14 protein-coding genes are annotated in these 16554 nt (G+C 41.5%); 5 read left to right on the top strand and 9 right to left on the bottom strand.

Features of this window, described 5'->3' with window-relative positions; all coding sequences use genetic code 11:
- Positions 1-46: 46 nt before the first annotated feature.
- Positions 47-355: a PTS sugar transporter subunit IIB gene (locus RBB56_RS11485; RefSeq protein WP_306719096.1), complete on the bottom strand. Its 309-nt coding sequence runs from the start codon at positions 353-355 to the stop codon at positions 47-49.
- Positions 356-631: 276 nt separating this feature from the next.
- Here RBB56_RS11485 and RBB56_RS11480 point away from each other — a divergent pair, with 276 nt between their 5' ends.
- Positions 632-2575: a BglG family transcription antiterminator gene (locus RBB56_RS11480; RefSeq protein ID WP_306719095.1), complete on the top strand. Its 1944-nt coding sequence runs from the start codon at positions 632-634 to the stop codon at positions 2573-2575.
- Between the two features lie 8 nt (positions 2576-2583).
- Here RBB56_RS11480 and RBB56_RS11475 read toward each other — a convergent pair whose 3' ends face one another.
- Together RBB56_RS11475 and RBB56_RS11470 are read right to left on the bottom strand one after the other, a co-directional pair.
- Positions 2584-3483 carry a YitT family protein gene (locus RBB56_RS11475; RefSeq protein ID WP_306719094.1) on the bottom strand — a complete coding sequence of 300 codons (900 nt, stop codon included), beginning with the start codon at positions 3481-3483 and terminating at the stop codon, positions 2584-2586.
- 55 nt (positions 3484-3538) lie between these two features.
- Complete coding sequence (locus tag RBB56_RS11470) at positions 3539-6442, bottom strand: EAL domain-containing protein (protein WP_306719093.1); 2904 nt, start codon at positions 6440-6442, stop codon at positions 3539-3541.
- Positions 6443-6821: 379 nt separating this feature from the next.
- Between RBB56_RS11470 and RBB56_RS11465 the strand changes: the two genes are divergently transcribed.
- Both RBB56_RS11465 and RBB56_RS11460 read left to right on the top strand, forming a co-directional pair.
- Positions 6822-7655 carry an AraC family transcriptional regulator gene (locus tag RBB56_RS11465; RefSeq protein WP_306719092.1) on the top strand — a complete coding sequence of 278 codons (834 nt, stop codon included), beginning with the start codon at positions 6822-6824 and terminating at the stop codon, positions 7653-7655.
- Between the two features lie 90 nt (positions 7656-7745).
- On the top strand, positions 7746-8063 hold the full coding sequence (locus tag RBB56_RS11460; RefSeq protein WP_306719091.1) for a DUF3892 domain-containing protein: 318 nt from the start codon (positions 7746-7748) through the stop codon (positions 8061-8063).
- Positions 8064-8104: 41 nt separating this feature from the next.
- Here the strand turns inward: RBB56_RS11460 and RBB56_RS11455 are convergent, their stop codons facing one another.
- Positions 8105-9778, bottom strand: a complete 1674-nt coding sequence (locus RBB56_RS11455; protein ID WP_306719090.1) for a methyl-accepting chemotaxis protein — start codon at positions 9776-9778, stop codon at positions 8105-8107.
- Positions 9779-10275: 497 nt separating this feature from the next.
- On the opposite strand from RBB56_RS11455, the gene RBB56_RS11450 reads away from it, so the two are divergent.
- Positions 10276-10890, top strand: coding sequence for a recombinase family protein (locus RBB56_RS11450; protein ID WP_442905453.1), 615 nt, complete (start codon positions 10276-10278; stop codon positions 10888-10890).
- A gap of 56 nt (positions 10891-10946) precedes the next feature.
- Here the strand turns inward: RBB56_RS11450 and RBB56_RS11445 are convergent, their stop codons facing one another.
- The gene (locus RBB56_RS11445; protein WP_306719088.1) at positions 10947-11837 is read right to left on the bottom strand and encodes a DMT family transporter; all 891 of its coding nucleotides are present in this window, start codon (positions 11835-11837) and stop codon (positions 10947-10949) included.
- A 94-nt stretch (positions 11838-11931) separates the two neighbouring features.
- Between RBB56_RS11445 and RBB56_RS11440 the strand changes: the two genes are divergently transcribed.
- The gene (locus RBB56_RS11440; protein ID WP_331525628.1) at positions 11932-12453 is read left to right on the top strand and encodes a superoxide dismutase family protein; all 522 of its coding nucleotides are present in this window, start codon (positions 11932-11934) and stop codon (positions 12451-12453) included.
- 9 nt (positions 12454-12462) lie between these two features.
- On the opposite strand, the gene nspC is transcribed toward RBB56_RS11440, so the two are convergent.
- From nspC to speE, 4 genes are read right to left on the bottom strand one after another with little or no spacing between them, the layout of a single operon-like run.
- On the bottom strand, positions 12463-13587 hold the full coding sequence (gene nspC / locus RBB56_RS11435; RefSeq protein ID WP_306722136.1) for a carboxynorspermidine decarboxylase: 1125 nt from the start codon (positions 13585-13587) through the stop codon (positions 12463-12465).
- Positions 13588-13632: 45 nt separating this feature from the next.
- Entirely contained in the window at positions 13633-14835 is a 1203-nt protein-coding gene (locus RBB56_RS11430) for a saccharopine dehydrogenase family protein (RefSeq protein ID WP_306719087.1), read from the bottom strand.
- Positions 14836-14849: 14 nt separating this feature from the next.
- Positions 14850-15704, bottom strand: a complete 855-nt coding sequence (gene speB, locus RBB56_RS11425) for an agmatinase (RefSeq protein WP_306719086.1) — start codon at positions 15702-15704, stop codon at positions 14850-14852.
- Entirely contained in the window at positions 15694-16545 is an 852-nt protein-coding gene (speE, locus tag RBB56_RS11420) for a polyamine aminopropyltransferase (RefSeq protein ID WP_306719085.1), read from the bottom strand. Before speE ends, speB begins: the two co-directional genes overlap by 11 nt.
- Between the last annotated feature and the right edge of the window lie 9 nt (positions 16546-16554).

Raw genomic sequence — 16554 nt, 5'->3', positions numbered from 1 at the left:
GTGTTATTTTCCTTTCTTAGTGAGTAGCATCGTCAATCAGTTATGCTTATAATTCAATAATACTTTCTATCTGACGCAGCACTGCTTCGCCATCCAGGCTTCCATAAGCTTCTTCCTGAATAATCTCTACCGGAACGTTATATTGATCCGCTTCTTTCTTCAAATCCTCCAACATGTATTTCAGATGCGGACCAACGAGAAGTAAATCTATCTCTTCTATATATTCCTCCAGTTCCGAGTCACTTCTCGCCTTAACGCTAACATCCTTTCCTTCCTCTTTTGCTGCTTTACGGATATTTTTAGCCATGAATCCACTGGATGCGCCCGTACCGCATATTAATAATACGTTTTTCATGTAACCACCTCCTATAATCTATAAGCTTTTATTTATTTGTAAGTATATTATAGAAATATCTTAGTACCTTTTCAAATAAACTTAGTTCCTACCTTGCGGGACTTTCGTTATTTTTAACAAAAACCTCATATATTATACTATCTCAAATAACAATATGCACAGTTGACATTGCCTTCTTTTTAAATATACTATAAGATACATGTAGATAAGTATTTGTTACAGTTCACAGTTTCGCTATGAACAGTAACAATTAATTTACCTTGGAGGATGATTAACATGGGAGAGAGTCGCCAGAGCAGTCTGTTTCGCTATATGGTCAAAGAAAGTGATAAGTGGATAAAAGCGCAGAAATTAGCCGATATGTTCAATGTTTCCACCAGGCAGATCAGAAAATACATAGTTTCCATCAACGAGAAATTCAGCGAATTTACCCTAATCGAGTCAGGGCCTGACGGATACCGCCTGGATGCGGAAAAATATTTTCCTTACAAGGAAAAGGTTGACAGAGAGAAGGCAGATACTCCGAAGATGCGGAGGAAATACATAATACAAAAGCTAATTACCTTAAAAGGAGGATATAATATTTTTGATTTTTCAGAGGAGCTTTGCGTAAGCATCGCAACGATCGAGAAAGATCTAAAAAGCATCCGCAAGACGTTGGAAGGTTTCCGGCTCACATTAAAACGTAGCCGGGATATGCTTTTTGTAACGGGTGATGAGCGGGAAAAACGTTCACTTATGAGAAATATGATACTGCCCGGAAGTTCCGATTTCGCCCTAGAGGACGAGATCCAGCTCCTCACATTTCATTATCATTTCTGGGATTTCAGAAGAAACATATGGAGAATACTCGTACAGGAAAATGATTTATTTTCCAACGATTACACATTAAACAATATAGCTCTTCATGCTATCGTAATGATTGACCGCATTAGAAACGGCGCCAAGCTCGATCAGGTGGAACCGCACAACTTACTCTATAGGGATACGGAGCAATATCAGGATACTGAACAATATCGGGCAACCGTACAACTTGGAGAATACCTGTCCAAGACATACGATATCCCAATAAACGATGCCGAGCTTTATCAATTGTTCGTAACCATATCCCATAATACTACGGTCATCGACCATAATGCGGTAAACATCGGAAATATCAGTCAATATGTGAATCAAAAATATATAGATATCGCTGAAAATGTACTGAACAAGGTAGAACACACCTATTATTTGGATCCTTTTGATGACGACTTTAAAGCTCGTTTCATCATTCATGTTAACAATATGTTCCATCGCATTACAAACGATTATGTCATTCGGAATCCTTTGACCATGAAAATAAAAGGGACTTATCCACTCATTTACGATATGGCCGTTTATGTGGCACAAGAGTTCGAAAATGATTACGGCATCCATCTGTCGGAAGATGAGATCGCTTTTATTTCGCTTCATATCGGCGGTTATTTTGAGAATAACATGCAGAATATGAATAAAGTATCCTGTATATTTATTTATGCGGATTATTACGGTAACCACAAAAAGACAATCGAAAAGATTTCCAGAATCTTTTCTGATTCCCTTAATATAAAATACATATTATCTCCGGAACAATATCAGCAGGAAAATTTGAATACAGACTTTATCATATCAACAGTAGAAATGGTAATTACGGGCCGTCATACGATTATCAGCCCCTTTCTTACCAATGACGATGTGGAAAATATAAGGATAAATGTGGAAAGTATTTCAAGAAAGAACAGATTCTCTGCATTGAAATCTTATTTCTCTGATTTCATAGACCCTAAGCTCTTTTATAAGAACCCTCCGTTCCATGATAAATTCGAGGCCATTACCCAAATGACCCGCAACGCGATCGCGCTCGGTCTGGCCGAAGAAAGTCTTACCGAGAATGTATTACAGAGAGAAAGCTTGTCCGATACAGGATTTGGAGGCATTGCAGTTCCCCATTCGCTACAGGAGGACTGCAAGAAAAGCTTTATCTCTTTCACTATCTGTGATGTCCCCATGACATGGGGAGATAAGCAAATATATATTATCGTCCTTATAGGAGTGAGCCAGGATTCCCGCAGAACTTTTACGGAAGTGTTCGACTTCTTAATTGACGTGCTCTCGGAAATGCAAAATGTAAAAGAACTTGCGTCTGCCACAGATTATGACGACTTTTTCCAAAGGCTCACTGCTCAGGTTGAGAGAATATAGTAACGTAACTACAATTTCTTCAGGAAATTCCCGCTTACATTTACCCCCTCTTGCACCACTACAAATGCATTAGGGTCATACTTCCCTATGATATGTTTCAGCCGTCCGATTTCATACTTCGATACTATCATATATAACACCTCCGCACGATTATCGGTATAGGCCCCAAGAGCTTCCCATTTTGTAATTCCCCGTTCCAGTTTGGTGAAGATTTCCTGCTCCATTTCCTCACAGGCATGCCGCGTAATTACTTTTACTTCTACGTTTATATTCTGAGAATATACCTTGTCCACGGCGAACGAGCACACTGCAGCATAAATAAGCGAGTAGATAACAGTCTCAGCATCGAAGAGAAAGAGACAAATCGCATATAAAAGGAGATTGATTGTCAGGTTCACCTTTCCTACACTGAAGTCCCTCTTCCAACGAATAAGTAAAACTCCTAAAATATTAGCCCCTCCATCGGAACTTCCCATCTTCAGGCAAATGCCAATTCCTGCCCCCGAGAGAATTCCACCGATAATACAGGATGCCAATATATCATCCATAATAGGAATGGATGGAATATATACGATAAAGAGGAAAAATGACATTGCCGTAACGCTGATTACTGTCTTTAGAAAAAACATTCTTCCTAACCGCTTAATCGCTATAATAAACAAAGGTATATTTATAATATAATAAATAATACCTGAAATATCGAAGTTCCCAAAAGGGAATCCCAGATACTCTACCAAAAGGGTACGGATTACCTGGCTCACTCCCATAAGACCACCTGTGTATAATCCCTGGGGCACAATGAACAAGTTCATACCTATGGCATACATTAATACGCCGCCTATAGCTCCGAGCAGCCTTTTCGTTTCATACCACATCCGCTTTTTATCTAAATTCAGTATTCCGTCCATATACGCCTCCACCGCGTCCAATTTTCAAATTGCAATATTTATATGTCTTATTATACTAAAACCGATTGTCCAACAACTTCCGGAAGTCATCTTCCGGCATTGGCTTCGCATAATAATACCCTTGTGCATACATACAGCCTATACTTTTCAGGAATTCTACCTGTTCCTTTTCTTCTACGCCTTCGCATACAACATCCATACCAAGCTCATCCGCAAGCTCTACAACCTTACGAATTACCTTCTGAGACCGCCCTTCTTTGTCTCCTCCGCTCAAGAAGTCTTTATCTATCTTCAACGTATTGATCGGAACCTCCTTTAACATATTTAAAGAAGAATACCCGGAACCGAAATCATCTAAAGATAAATAATATCCATTTGCTTTCAGTTTATCCACCATTATGCTGATATCTTGTATGTTAGCTAAAATGGACTCTGTCAGTTCCAGCTCCACCAGATTCATGGGTATTTCATATCGGCTTCGCAGTTCATCCAACCGCTCGATATAGTCATTCTGGGCAAAGTGAAGTCTCGATTGATTAATAGATACCTGTACCACTTTTTCACCGCATTCAATCCGTTCCCGAAGCATCCGATATACCTGCTCCATCACATAGAAGTCAAGCTCCACAATGAAACCGTTATTCTCAAAAATAGAAATAAACTCTCCGGGGTTCATAAAACCATAGTCCTTACTAAACCACCGTACCAAAGCTTCTGCTCCTACAATTTCATCATTATCCATGCGATACTTAGGCTGATAATATACTTGAAATTCTCCTGTCTTAAGAGCATGCACCATACTATCGGTAATCACATTTTCCCTAATGATCTGCTGTTCCATATCTTCATTAAAATAGCACAAGTGAGCACCTCTTTTGGCCACCTTACGCGCCATCTCCGCATGATCGATCAAGATTTTTGCGGAAGTCTCTTTCGTACACCACTCTATAACAATTCCAAAATCATAGTTAAGATATATTTCGTTTCTTCGAATTCCTTTTTCTTCATATACGAACTTCCCGATCTCTTCTTTGATCGTTTCAACCCATTCTTCAGCCTTCGTATCTCCGTCGATAACTCCGAATACTAAAAAGTTATCCACCTTACTCCGCGCAACAATTCCTTCTTTACCATACAGCTCCTTTAACCTTTGTCCCACATATCTGATGGTATAATCCCCCACATGCCGTCCATAAGTTTCGTTAATGGCTGAAAAATGACTGATATCCAGAGAAATAATAAAAATCTCTTTTTCCCTGCATTCACCGAAACGCTTATCCACGAACTCTTCAAAAAAGTGGATATTGCCAATGCCGGTAAGCGTATCTTGAAATGCCAGTTCATAGATATGTTGGTTATATCTTTTCTTCGATAGAACTACATAGATCAATATAACCATTGCTGTACAAAAAAGGATCCCTAAAATCAAGATAAATTCTACAGGATTATAATAAACATAACTCATCAAAGAAACTTCTTCGTTTATCTTCTGCGTATGGAACTCCACAATTCGCTTAATATTTGTAGTTCCTAAACTGGAGATTCCTTTATTCAACATGGAACGGAGCACCTTGTTATCTTTTTGCAAGGCGATGGACAGACCGTGATCCGTATCGAAAAGAGTAAAGGTATCCAGCCTTAAATTCTCATCTTTTTTAAGAAGGACTTTAGCGGTATATTGGTTTATGAAGGCGACGTCTGCAGTTCCCATCTGCACCGCCTTTACACAATCCTCTTCCCTATCAAAATAAACCAGATTCTCTTCCGGATAATGCTTTAAGATATATTCCGTATTAAAGAAAAAGTTCTCACAGGTAGCTACTCTCGTCTTTTCAGGCGGTCTGCTCCTCTCACGGCGCCGAATCTCTATATATTGTACCTCCATATAGGGCTCCGTAATGAGGAAGTCATTCTTCTCACTCCAACTGTGGTTGGAATAGAAATCACCTACCAGATCCACTTCACCGGCCCACAACTGTTCCAGACTCTCTTTATAGGAATCCGTCTCTACATACTCGACCTCAAGCCCTACCTTTCCGGCGATCGCTTTGACGCTATCCAGTACGATTCCCGTGAACTCTGTGCCGTTATAATAACACATGGCATTAGCATCCGGAGAAACCGCAAGCCGAAGCGTCTTATGGTTATCCACATAATTCTTTTCCTTTCTCGTTAACGCAATGCTATAGGATGCATTCTGTTCAAAATATTTACTATACAGTTCTCTTTCAAAATAAGGACTGGACAGCATCATCTCTTCCATTGCCCGATTAAATTCGCTGATTAATTTGACATTTCCTTTTTTCGTAATTCCATAAAATGGCGTCACATCGAAAGTCGCAATAATCTTCTCATTATCCACCCGGCGATGGTTGCTGGCACCAATCGCATCAATAATCCCGGCTTGCAATGCCTCCTTGACATCATGCTCCGTATCGAACGACTCAATGCTTACCGATACTGCAATACTGCTGAAAAATTCTTCAACATCCTTATCTGCACCGCTCCCCTCGACCACTCCTATCTTCATTCCTTCAAACCGGGAGAAGTCGTTATAGTAATACTTGTCATCATCCGGTAAAACAGTGAGAACCGAAGAAGACATCCCCATCGGATAAGAAGAAAATTCGAAGTTTCCCATCCGGTCCGAGACCTTCTCGGCATAAGTAACAATATCAACTTCTCCTGCACCCAACATGTCCAAACATTCATCCCACGGCGCAACGACAAATTCATATTTCCATCCCGTATACTTGGCAATTTCCTGCAAATAATCATAACCGAATCCCCAACGGGTTCCTCCTTCGGTTATTTCCTGATATCCAGGCATAAGAAAATATCCTACCCTGATTTTATCCTCTTGCGCATGTAGTTTCAGCGTCGGGAAGAACAGCAATAACATAATGATTGCCGCACACCATACCCCACATCTTTTTATCCGCCCGTATATTGTATCCATATCATCTACCAGCCCCTCTGGGTCAACGTAATATTTCGTAACTGCGCAGACCTGCTGAATAGTTACAAAATTTCTTACATTTATACCCAAAATTATACCATAAGTACCCTGATTAGGAAACCTGAACTAATGAATAATAATATCGAATCCATTAAGGTTATATTCAGTTTTATTCCGTATTTATAGGTTAATATTGACTTTTCATTTCTTTTGTAGCATTATTTTCTCATGTTTTATAATTGTGAGAGCACAAGGTTCGCAGGTATCATGGAGACAAAATACCGTGTCCGCAAGCGGACACGGTATGCTTTTTTGCACACTCGCTTTGCTCGGCGCAGTATAATCTAAAATATTATACAAGACATATACAGGAGGCAGAATGGAAAAATATATACATGAGGAAATCCGGACAAGGGAAGATATTCAAGTCCGTTTTGATATTTATAGAGATTCCAATAATCTCATCACCAACCATTGGCATAATAGCATGGAGATTATTTACATTCGCGAAGGATGTATGGATGTTACGATTAATAACTTTCAACATGTATTGGAGGAAGGTGATTTCGTAATTATTAATTCGGCGGATGTCCATTCCACTTATTGCCACGAGAACTGCCTCGTCATTTTACTGCAGATACCTTATTCCTTTCTGAAAAAAAGCATTCCCGGATATGACAATATGAGGTTCGAAAGAACCCTCCGCTCCGAGGAGGATAAAAGCGCTCATATACGCTCTATTCTATTGGAAATGCAATCTATTAATGATGAAAAACCGGAAGGCTTTTCCCTTCGCTTTTTCAGCCTTTTGTATGATTTCCTCTATACAATGGTTCAGTCCTGTAAGGTGGAAATTGACACCGCTGTAAAAATACGGACAGATAAAAATCTGCGTCGTCTGGAAAGTGTGATGAATTACGTAAAATCCAACTATGCTTCTCCTATTACCTTAGAGGAAGCATCTGCCGTTATTGCCCTGAATCCAGAGTATTTCTGCCGTTTTTTCAAAAAATATATGGGAATTACCTTTCTGGAATATGTAAATCGCGTACGCCTGGCCCGCGTTTATGAAGATTTGATGAATACAGATCTGACCATTACCGGTATTCTCGAAAGAAATGGTTGTACGAATTATAAGCTCTTTATGAAGAACTTTAAATCTACTTACGGCTGCACACCTATGCAGATGCGGCAAAGCAGAAACCCTTTCTGACGTTTCTTCCATGCATATTTTTTCTTTTTTCGTGCAGACTACAAACAGAGGCGATATGATAAGAGAAAGGTATGATTTTTTATGAAGGATATGGATAACATGAAAGGTCTGGATCTGGATAAGGTTACCCTGGGTGAAGCTTTGGCAATTAATACGCTCGATGATATTCCTCAAGCGAAAAGTGATGCGAAGGAAATCGTAGGATTGGTAAAGCAAAGCGGCCGGGTCACCGGATATCAATTGTCCGATGGCTCTACCGTCTCCAAAGCAGAAGGCGTTTCCCTCGCTAAAAACGGAGAGATCAAGGGAGTCGGGATCGCCCACCGAAAGGATACGGAATATTTGAAATCCGTACCTGACGGCAGCGAAAATAACAATCTGAACAATCTCCCTTCCATTTCAGGCTAGCAAAAGGGGCTGTCGATATTTGGGCGACAGCCTTCTTTATTTTATCTTTGTCTGTTTAATTTAAATCGACTGATCAGATCTGTCATCATCATAGCCTGCGCACTAAGTTCCTCGCTGGCAGCCGCACTTTCCTCCGATATAGCAGCATTGGTCTGTACCACCCGTGAGATGCTGTCCACTCCCGTTATAATCTGTTCTGCCGCTTCCGCCTGTCCCTTCGATTCTTCCGCAATCTTATCGATCATTTCAAGAAAGACATCCGTATTCTCAGCCACTTCCTGGAATACATTGCTGGCAGCATCGGTCAGAATCTTACCTCTTTCTATATGAGAAAGGGATTCCTCAATCAACTGCGTCGTATTCTGTGCCGCCTCTGCGGATTCCTGAGCTAACTTCCTTATTTCATCAGCGACCACTGCAAACCCCTTGCCGGCAGCTCCCGCACGAGCCGACTCGATAGCAGCATTCAATGCAAGAAGGTTTGTCTCAGAGGCAATCGCATCGATTGTATTAATAATGTTTTTAATACCCTCTGAAGCATCCGCAATATCCTGAATGGATCTAACGAGCTCCTCCATCCTCATCTTACTCTCTTGTACTGTCTCTCCCGTTTTCACGCCCCATTTATCTGCCGTTTCCGCATATCCTGCATTGTTGTTAATCTGATTTGTTATATTAGAAATAACAAGGGACAAATCTTGTATACTGCCCGATTGCTTCGTAGCTCCCTGAGCGATATCCTGAGCTCCTGCAGCCATCTCTTCCGCTCCTGCACTGACCTGTTCTATCGCTACCCCCATTTCACACAAGGTATCGTTCATTTTATTCTGGAACTCCTCAATGGAATGCTGAATATCTGCAAAATCTCCAATAAACTCAATCGGACATTCACAGGTGAAATTGCCCGATGAGAATTCCTTCATTCCATAATCAATGGCATCAATATATTTCTTAATTTCCGATACCGCAAAGGATAAAGACTGTGCCAAAATTCCAATCTGGTTATTAACTCCCACATTAAAGTTCAGATTCAGATTACCCTTGGCAAGTTCTTCACATTCATGTTGTAAATCGATAATCGGTATAATAACGCTGCGCTTCACATATCGATAAGTTCTATTGATGAACCATATGGTAACAGCAGCCGCCAAAAAGCAAATAACAAATACAGCAACAAGCATACTTAATACCATTTCTTCTTGTGCCTTAATCTTCTCATCCCTTATCTGTATCATCTCATCCAAAATCTCTACCAGAGAATGAATCCTCACCTCTACACTATCGTGAAGCAATGCTATTGCCTGCTCCTTATCTGTTTCATTTGCCTGAAGTACATCTGCTGCAAGCTGATGAATTTCACGATGAATCGGCTCCACTCGTTCATAGAAATCCCGCATTGATGCGTTATCTTTCACATCATCTCCATACAAATATTTTCCAAAATCACATTTCGTCTCATCCATTTGTCCTGTGAATTCACTATCAAAATAAATAGAGGTACTAAGGCTATTCCACCATTTATAATGAGCCAGCTCATAGCGCAGCAAATCACTTTTTTCACTATTCATCTGTTCTGCATCACGGAATGCATAGCGAAACCCCAATATGCTCAATCCAATCAATAATACAAGAAGTACCGTTAGAACTACAATCATTAAAAAGCGTAAGAAGAATACCTCTTCAATCTTCTCATTTCCTTTTCTAACTTTCTTCATCTCCTTATATCTCCTTTTCTTTTGTATAAGAAATCACCATTAAGGTTTACCTTTATCTCCCTTCTTCATCATATCTTATTTGCTATTTTTTGTCCTTTTTTGTTGTATTTTATAGTGAAATATTATATAGTTATAAATATAACAACTTAAATTTCTTTCAAATTTCAAAAATTTTATACCAAAAGCAAATTGCTGATAAGGTAAACCTTAATAGCAATTTATTTTTTTGCCTATCTTTTCTGTATTCTGGATAAAGTGGGAATCTTTTTTACATACTTACATTACATTCATGTGATCTATGAAGGATTTTTATGTATAATATTTCAGCAATATTATACTGCGCCGAGCAAAGCGAGTGTGCAAAAAACATACCATGGCCGCTTGCGGACAAGGTATAATTTCACACTTTGAAAGAAACCCGGCTTAATGCCGCTTATCCACTTCACAATTACTCAACTTTAATATTTCTCATCCCTGAAAGGAGCATTTTTGACACAATGAAGAATTTTTATGGCTATATGCGCGTCTCTTCCATCGATCAGAACGTTGACCGCCAAAAAGCAGAACTACTAAAATGGGGAATCATAGAATCAAATATTTACTGTGATAAATTATCCGGAAAAGATTTCAACAGACCACAATACATGAAGCTAAAGAAAAAATTAAAAGAGGGAGATGTGCTTATCGTCAAAAGCATTGACCGCCTTGGGCGAAACTACCGAGATATTCAGGAAGAATGGAGAATCATTGTAAAAGTCAAGAAAGCTGATATCGTCATTCTGGATATGCCCATCCTAGACACCCGTACCAACAAAGATCTGATAGGCACTTTAATTTCCGATATCGTTCTCCAGCTTCTTTCTTATGTAGCACAGGCAGAACGTGAGAATATTAAACAAAGACAGGCAGAAGGCATAGCCATTGCCAAAGCAAAAGGAAAACATTTGGGGCGTTTCCCTTCACCTATTCCCGATGATTTCTACCCAATATATGAAAAATGGAAGAAGAAGGAATACACACTTCAAACAGCGAGCGCTGCGCTGGGTGTAACCGTAAGCCAATTTCGGACAATGATTAAGAAACATAACGCGAAACATAAAGAAACAACGTAGCTGTGAAGGTACTGAACTGTTACGAAACATCCAAACAAAATATGATATCCGACACTCTATACAACTTGACCGGATGATGCCTGCTTTCTGTTTTCTATCAACTCACTGACTACGGTAGAGCCAAGAATTAGTACTGCTCCCAATACCTGCGGCACACTCATTTTCTCCTGAAACAAAAGAGCGGAAAGGAGAATTGCTGTCACCGGATCAATATAGCTGAACAATGCTGCTGTCTGTCCACTCAGATCTTTTAAGGAAGAGAAATACAAAAGATAAGCAATTCCTGTATTCACAATTCCCAGAAGCAGCAATAGAAGTAATGTACTTCCATTGATTGTAACTTTACTGCCGCTGCCCGTAAGCAGGATGTATGGCAGTAACACGACGGAAGCGATACCAAGTTGTGAGACCGTCATATCTATCGGTTCTATCTCCTTCAAAAATTTATTCATAATAACGACTGACGCATAGAGAAGTGCCGCCATTATACCGAAGGCAATCCCTTTTATTCCGCTGCCGTTTCCATATCCGCCATTGAAAACATCGACTACGAGCATCATTCCGAGCAACGAAAGCATAACACACCCGCCCTTCACTGCCGTCAACTTCTCTTTCAGGAAAATAGGCGAAACAAGAATAACGAATACAGGCGACAAATAATAACATAGCGTGGCTACGGAAATTGTCGTATAACGGTATGCCTCAAAAAGACATATCCAATTAGCCCCTATCGCAACTCCCGAGAACATAAGAAGTTTGAAATTCTTTTTTATCGCTTTCGAGGAGATCTTCCTCTTCATCGCTATCCCGGCTAACCACAAGAATACAGTACCGATACTTCCCCGCACAAGTGCCAAAATGCCGGAAGGCATATCGATGGTCCTTACGAAGATCCCAATACTTCCGAATATTAACATCGCTATTACCAATTTAACTTTTGCGTTCATTTATAATCCTCTTTTTTCTCTGCTTTTCTTCTTTTAGATAGAGTTATGCCTTCGAATTCCTCCTTGGGCATTGCTCTTTAAGAGTATACTGCATATGCTAATAAAAAAGGGGTTTTTTATGTATCAGTTTACTCCTCGCGTTACTTTCACAGATATATTGCACCAGAACAAACCAAAAGCTGTGGCCTGGGTCACAGGCAACAGCTCCAACCCTCAGCTTAGCGGTCTGGTCAAATTCTACTCCACTCCCTACGACGGCGTCCTTATCGAAGCGGAGATCTTCGGCCTACCTAACGTATCCACAGAGAACTCATCCAATTTCTATGCCATGCATATTCATCAGTTTGGGGATTGTTCCAATAACTTCGCCAATACGGGAGAACACTATAATCCGACCAATGAACCTCATCCGGACCATGAGGGAGATCTTCTTCCCCTTCTCGGCAATCAGGGCTATGCCTGGTACTCTTTCTATGACAAACGTTTCACCATAGATAGTATTATCGGCAGGTCTGTTGTCATTCACGCAAGAAGAGATGACTTTACGACCCAGCCTGCCGGAGACTCGGGAGAAAAGATAGGCTGCGGCGTGATTCGTGCGGAATATCGCCATTAAAGGGCACTGTTACAACCTTTCTTTAAAATCGCTATAACCGAAACTTTTTACTATTTGGCAACTGCCATCCTCCTGCTCCCATACGATGGAAGGAAGGGGCATTCCATTAAAAGTATTATTTTTTACCATAGTATAAATTGCCATATCCTCAAAAGTCAGGCGGTCCCCAACTTGCAGCGGTTTATCAAAGGAATAGCTTCCTATCACATCCCCTGCAAGGCAAGTCGGTCCTGCGAGCATATAGGTAAATGCCTTCTCAGCCTCTGCCCCTGCATCCTTAAGGGGCGGACGGTAAGGCATCTCGATAACATCCGGCATATGGCAGGCTGCCGAAGTATCCAACAAAGCTATCGTTTCTTCATGTACCAGATCCTCTACTGTCGTCAGAAGATGTCCTGCATTCAGCGCCACTGCTTCCCCCGGCTCCAGGTAAACCGTAACGCCGTAAGTTTCCTTTATATGATGAATACATTTCTCCAGAAGCGGTATATCATAATCCGCTTTTGTTATATGGTGTCCTCCTCCGAAGTTAATCCATTTCATCTTCGGAAGCCAGTCTCCGAACCTTTTCTCTACTGCTTCTAATGTTACCGCAAGAGCATCTGCATTCTGCTCGCACAACGTATGAAAATGGATTCCTTCCACCCATTCGGGCAGCTCTTTTGCCCGCAACTCCTTCTCTAAGATCCCAAGCCTGGAACCAGGCGCACAAGGGTCATAAATGGCATGTCCATCCTGAGTTGAACATTCGGGATTAACTCTGATTCCCACACTTTTACCTGCCATCACTGCCCTTTTTCCATATTTCTCAAGCTGAGAAAGAGAATTAAAGACAATATGTCCGCAATAGAATAATATATCCTCCATCTCTTCGTCTTTGTACGCCGCAGAGAAGATATGAGCTTCCTTCCCCATCTCCTCTGCTCCCAGCCGCACTTCATATAAACCGCTCGCCGTAGTTCCATCCAGATACTCTCCTATCAACGGATAACAGGAATACATGGAAAATGCCTTCTGAGCCAGTAATATCTTGCACCCTGTTCTTTCACGGATGCCTCTTAATATTTCAAGATTCCCTCTAAGAACACTTTCCATTATAACATAGCATGGGGTTTTCAATTCTTCTCTTCTCATATCATTCTCCATAAAAACTTCCCTTATTTGTAACTGTTACTCCCCTTATTCTACCATATCTGGATTTTCACTTACCTTCCATGGAAGTCCGAATTCATTCAACGCCTCCATAAACGGGTCCGGATCGAACTCTTCGATATTATATACACCGGCCTTATTCCATGTTTTATTCATTAGCATCATCGCACCAATCATTGCCGGTACCCCTGTCGTATACGCCACTGCCTGAGATCCCACTTCCCTATAGCACTCTTCATGATCACATACATTATAAATGTAAATGGTTTTCTCAACCCCATCCTTTTTACCGGTAAAAATACAGCCGATATTCGTTTTCCCTTTCGTGCGCGGGCCGAGGGAAGCCGGATCAGGAAGTACCGCCTTCAGAAACTGAAGGGGAACAATTTCTCTTCCTTCATACATAATCGGTTCTATCGAGGTCATTCCCACGTTCTCAAGGCACTTCAAATGAGTGAGATAACTCTGTCCGAATGTCATAAAGAAACGGATTCTCTTAATTCCCGGTATATTTAAGGCAAGAGACTCCAGCTCTTCATGATGAAGCAGATACATATCCTTCTCACCCACTTCAGGGAAATTATAAACCCTCTTAATTTCCATCGGTTCTGTCTCAACCCAATGTCCGTCTTCCCAATAGGAGCCTTTTGCAGACACCTCACGGATATTGATTTCCGGATTGAAATTCGTCGCAAATGGATAACCGTGGTCTCCACCGTTACAATCCAGAATATCAATATAATTGATCTCATCAAAATAATGCTTCAATGCATAAGCGGAAAATACTCCTGTCACTCCCGGATCGAAGCCGCTTCCCAAAAGCGCTGTAACTCCCGCTTCCTCAAAACGCTCCCTGTAAGCCCACTGCCACTTGTATTCGAACTTTGCCGTATCCTCCGGCTCATAGTTGGCAGTATCCACATAATTCGTTTTCGTCGCAAGACATGCATCCATAATGGTAAGGTCCTGATAAGGAAGTGCGAGATTCAGCACAACATCAGGCTTCTCCTTCTCGATTAAGGCGATCAACGCCTGTACATTGTCCGCATCTACCTGCGCTGTCGTAATCTTAGCCTTCGTCATCCCTTCCAATTTCGCCTTTACCGCTTCACATTTGGACACGGTACGGCTGGCAATACAAATCTCCGTAAATACATCGCTATTCTGGCAGCATTTGTGAATTGCCACACCGGCTACTCCGCCGCAACCAATAATTAAAACTTTTCCCATAACATCTCTCTCCTTTATGAAAACGCTATTAATAGTTCTCTCACCAATTTTCCGGCAACTGCAGTAGATACCCCGCTCGTATCATATCCCGGACTTAGTTCATTCACATCGCAGCCAACTACTCGGCACCCCTTTACCACATCCAGTACCGCCTGAAATAATTCCATAAAACTCACACCGCCCGCTTCCGGGGTACCTGTCCCGGGGAATACCGAAGGATCGAGCACATCCAGGTCGATAGTGAAATATACCGGTTTTTCTTTCAGCTTCCCGATCGTCTCGCTCAATCCGTCAAAGCTGAACTTTTGCATCTTTACATGTCCTTCTCTTGCCCAGAGAAACTCCTCCTTGTCGCCGGAACGGATACCGAACTGATGAATCCTTCCATCCCCCAACGATTCCCAACATCGCCTGATCACACAGGCATGGGAAAGCTTCACCCCTAAGTAGTCCTCCCGAAGATCCGCATGGGCATCAAAATGAATAATATGCAGATCCGGATATTTCTTATGAACCGCCCTTACACTTCCAAGGGTTACCAGATGTTCGCCGCCTATCATAAACGGCAGCTTTCCATCCTCCAAAATCACATTCGTCCTTTCCTCTATTGACTCCAGGACCCTCTGTGTATCTCCGAGAGGAAGCTCCAGATCACCGCTGTCGAAAATCTGACCGTCCGTTATCTCTTTATCCTGATAAGGGCTATAAGTCTCCAACCCATAGGACTCATTTCGTATTGCAGATGGGCCAAAACGAGTACCAGGACGATAGGAAGTCGTGGAATCGAAAGGCACACCGAACAGTACGATATCCGCATCCTCATATTCCGATTCACAACCGATAAAATTAACAATATTTTTATTCAACATCTTTTACCAACTCCTCTACATATGCCGGGAGGGCAAATATTCCCTGGTGAAGCCTGGGCAAATAATATCTTGTTGCAACTCCCTTTAATGTCCAAGTCACTCCATCCAAATCATTCAGCGGGTGGTACTTCCTGGAAGCGAATCCAAACAGCCAATGTCCGGAAGGATAGGATGGTATATGCGCCTGATATATTTTGCTGATAGGGAAGGATTCAATAATTCTCTTGTGCATGCGCTGGCACTGGAACGCCTCTTCCTTATAAAATGGACTTTCATGTTGATTAATCATAATGCCGTCACTATGGAGGGCATTATAACAGTTACCGTAGAATTCTTTCGTGAATAGCCCCTCTCCTAACCCGAAGGGATTGGGCGAATCTATAATGATCAAATCATAGACATCGGATTTAGAACGTACGAACCGGAGTCCGTCCTCATTGAAAATGTGTACCCTGGCATCGTTCATACTACATGCCATCTGAGGGAAAAACTTCCTACATACCTCAATTAAAAGCGGATCTGCCTCTACCACATCGATTTGTTCCACGTTCTCATATTTTATAAGCTCTCTTACAATTCCGCCGTCTCCGCCGCCGATCACGAGCACCTTTTCCACATGGGGATGCACTGCCATGGGAACATGAGCAATCATTTCATGATAGATGAACTCATCCTTTTCCGTCAGCATTAGATCTCCATCTACGACAAGAATCTTACCGAACTCCTTGGATTCCAGTACGTCGATTCTCTGGAATTCGCTTTGTGCGCTAAAGAGCTGCTGTTCCACTCGAATCGACAGCTTCACATTGTCTGTATGTTCATCCGAAAACCACATATCCATAATTCTTCC

The organism is Kineothrix sp. MB12-C1 (genome assembly GCF_030863805.1).
Taxonomy (GTDB): Bacteria; Bacillota; Clostridia; order Lachnospirales; family Lachnospiraceae; genus Kineothrix.
Note: the sequence above shows the minus strand (reverse complement) of the source record. Positions and strands in the feature narration are given on the sequence as shown.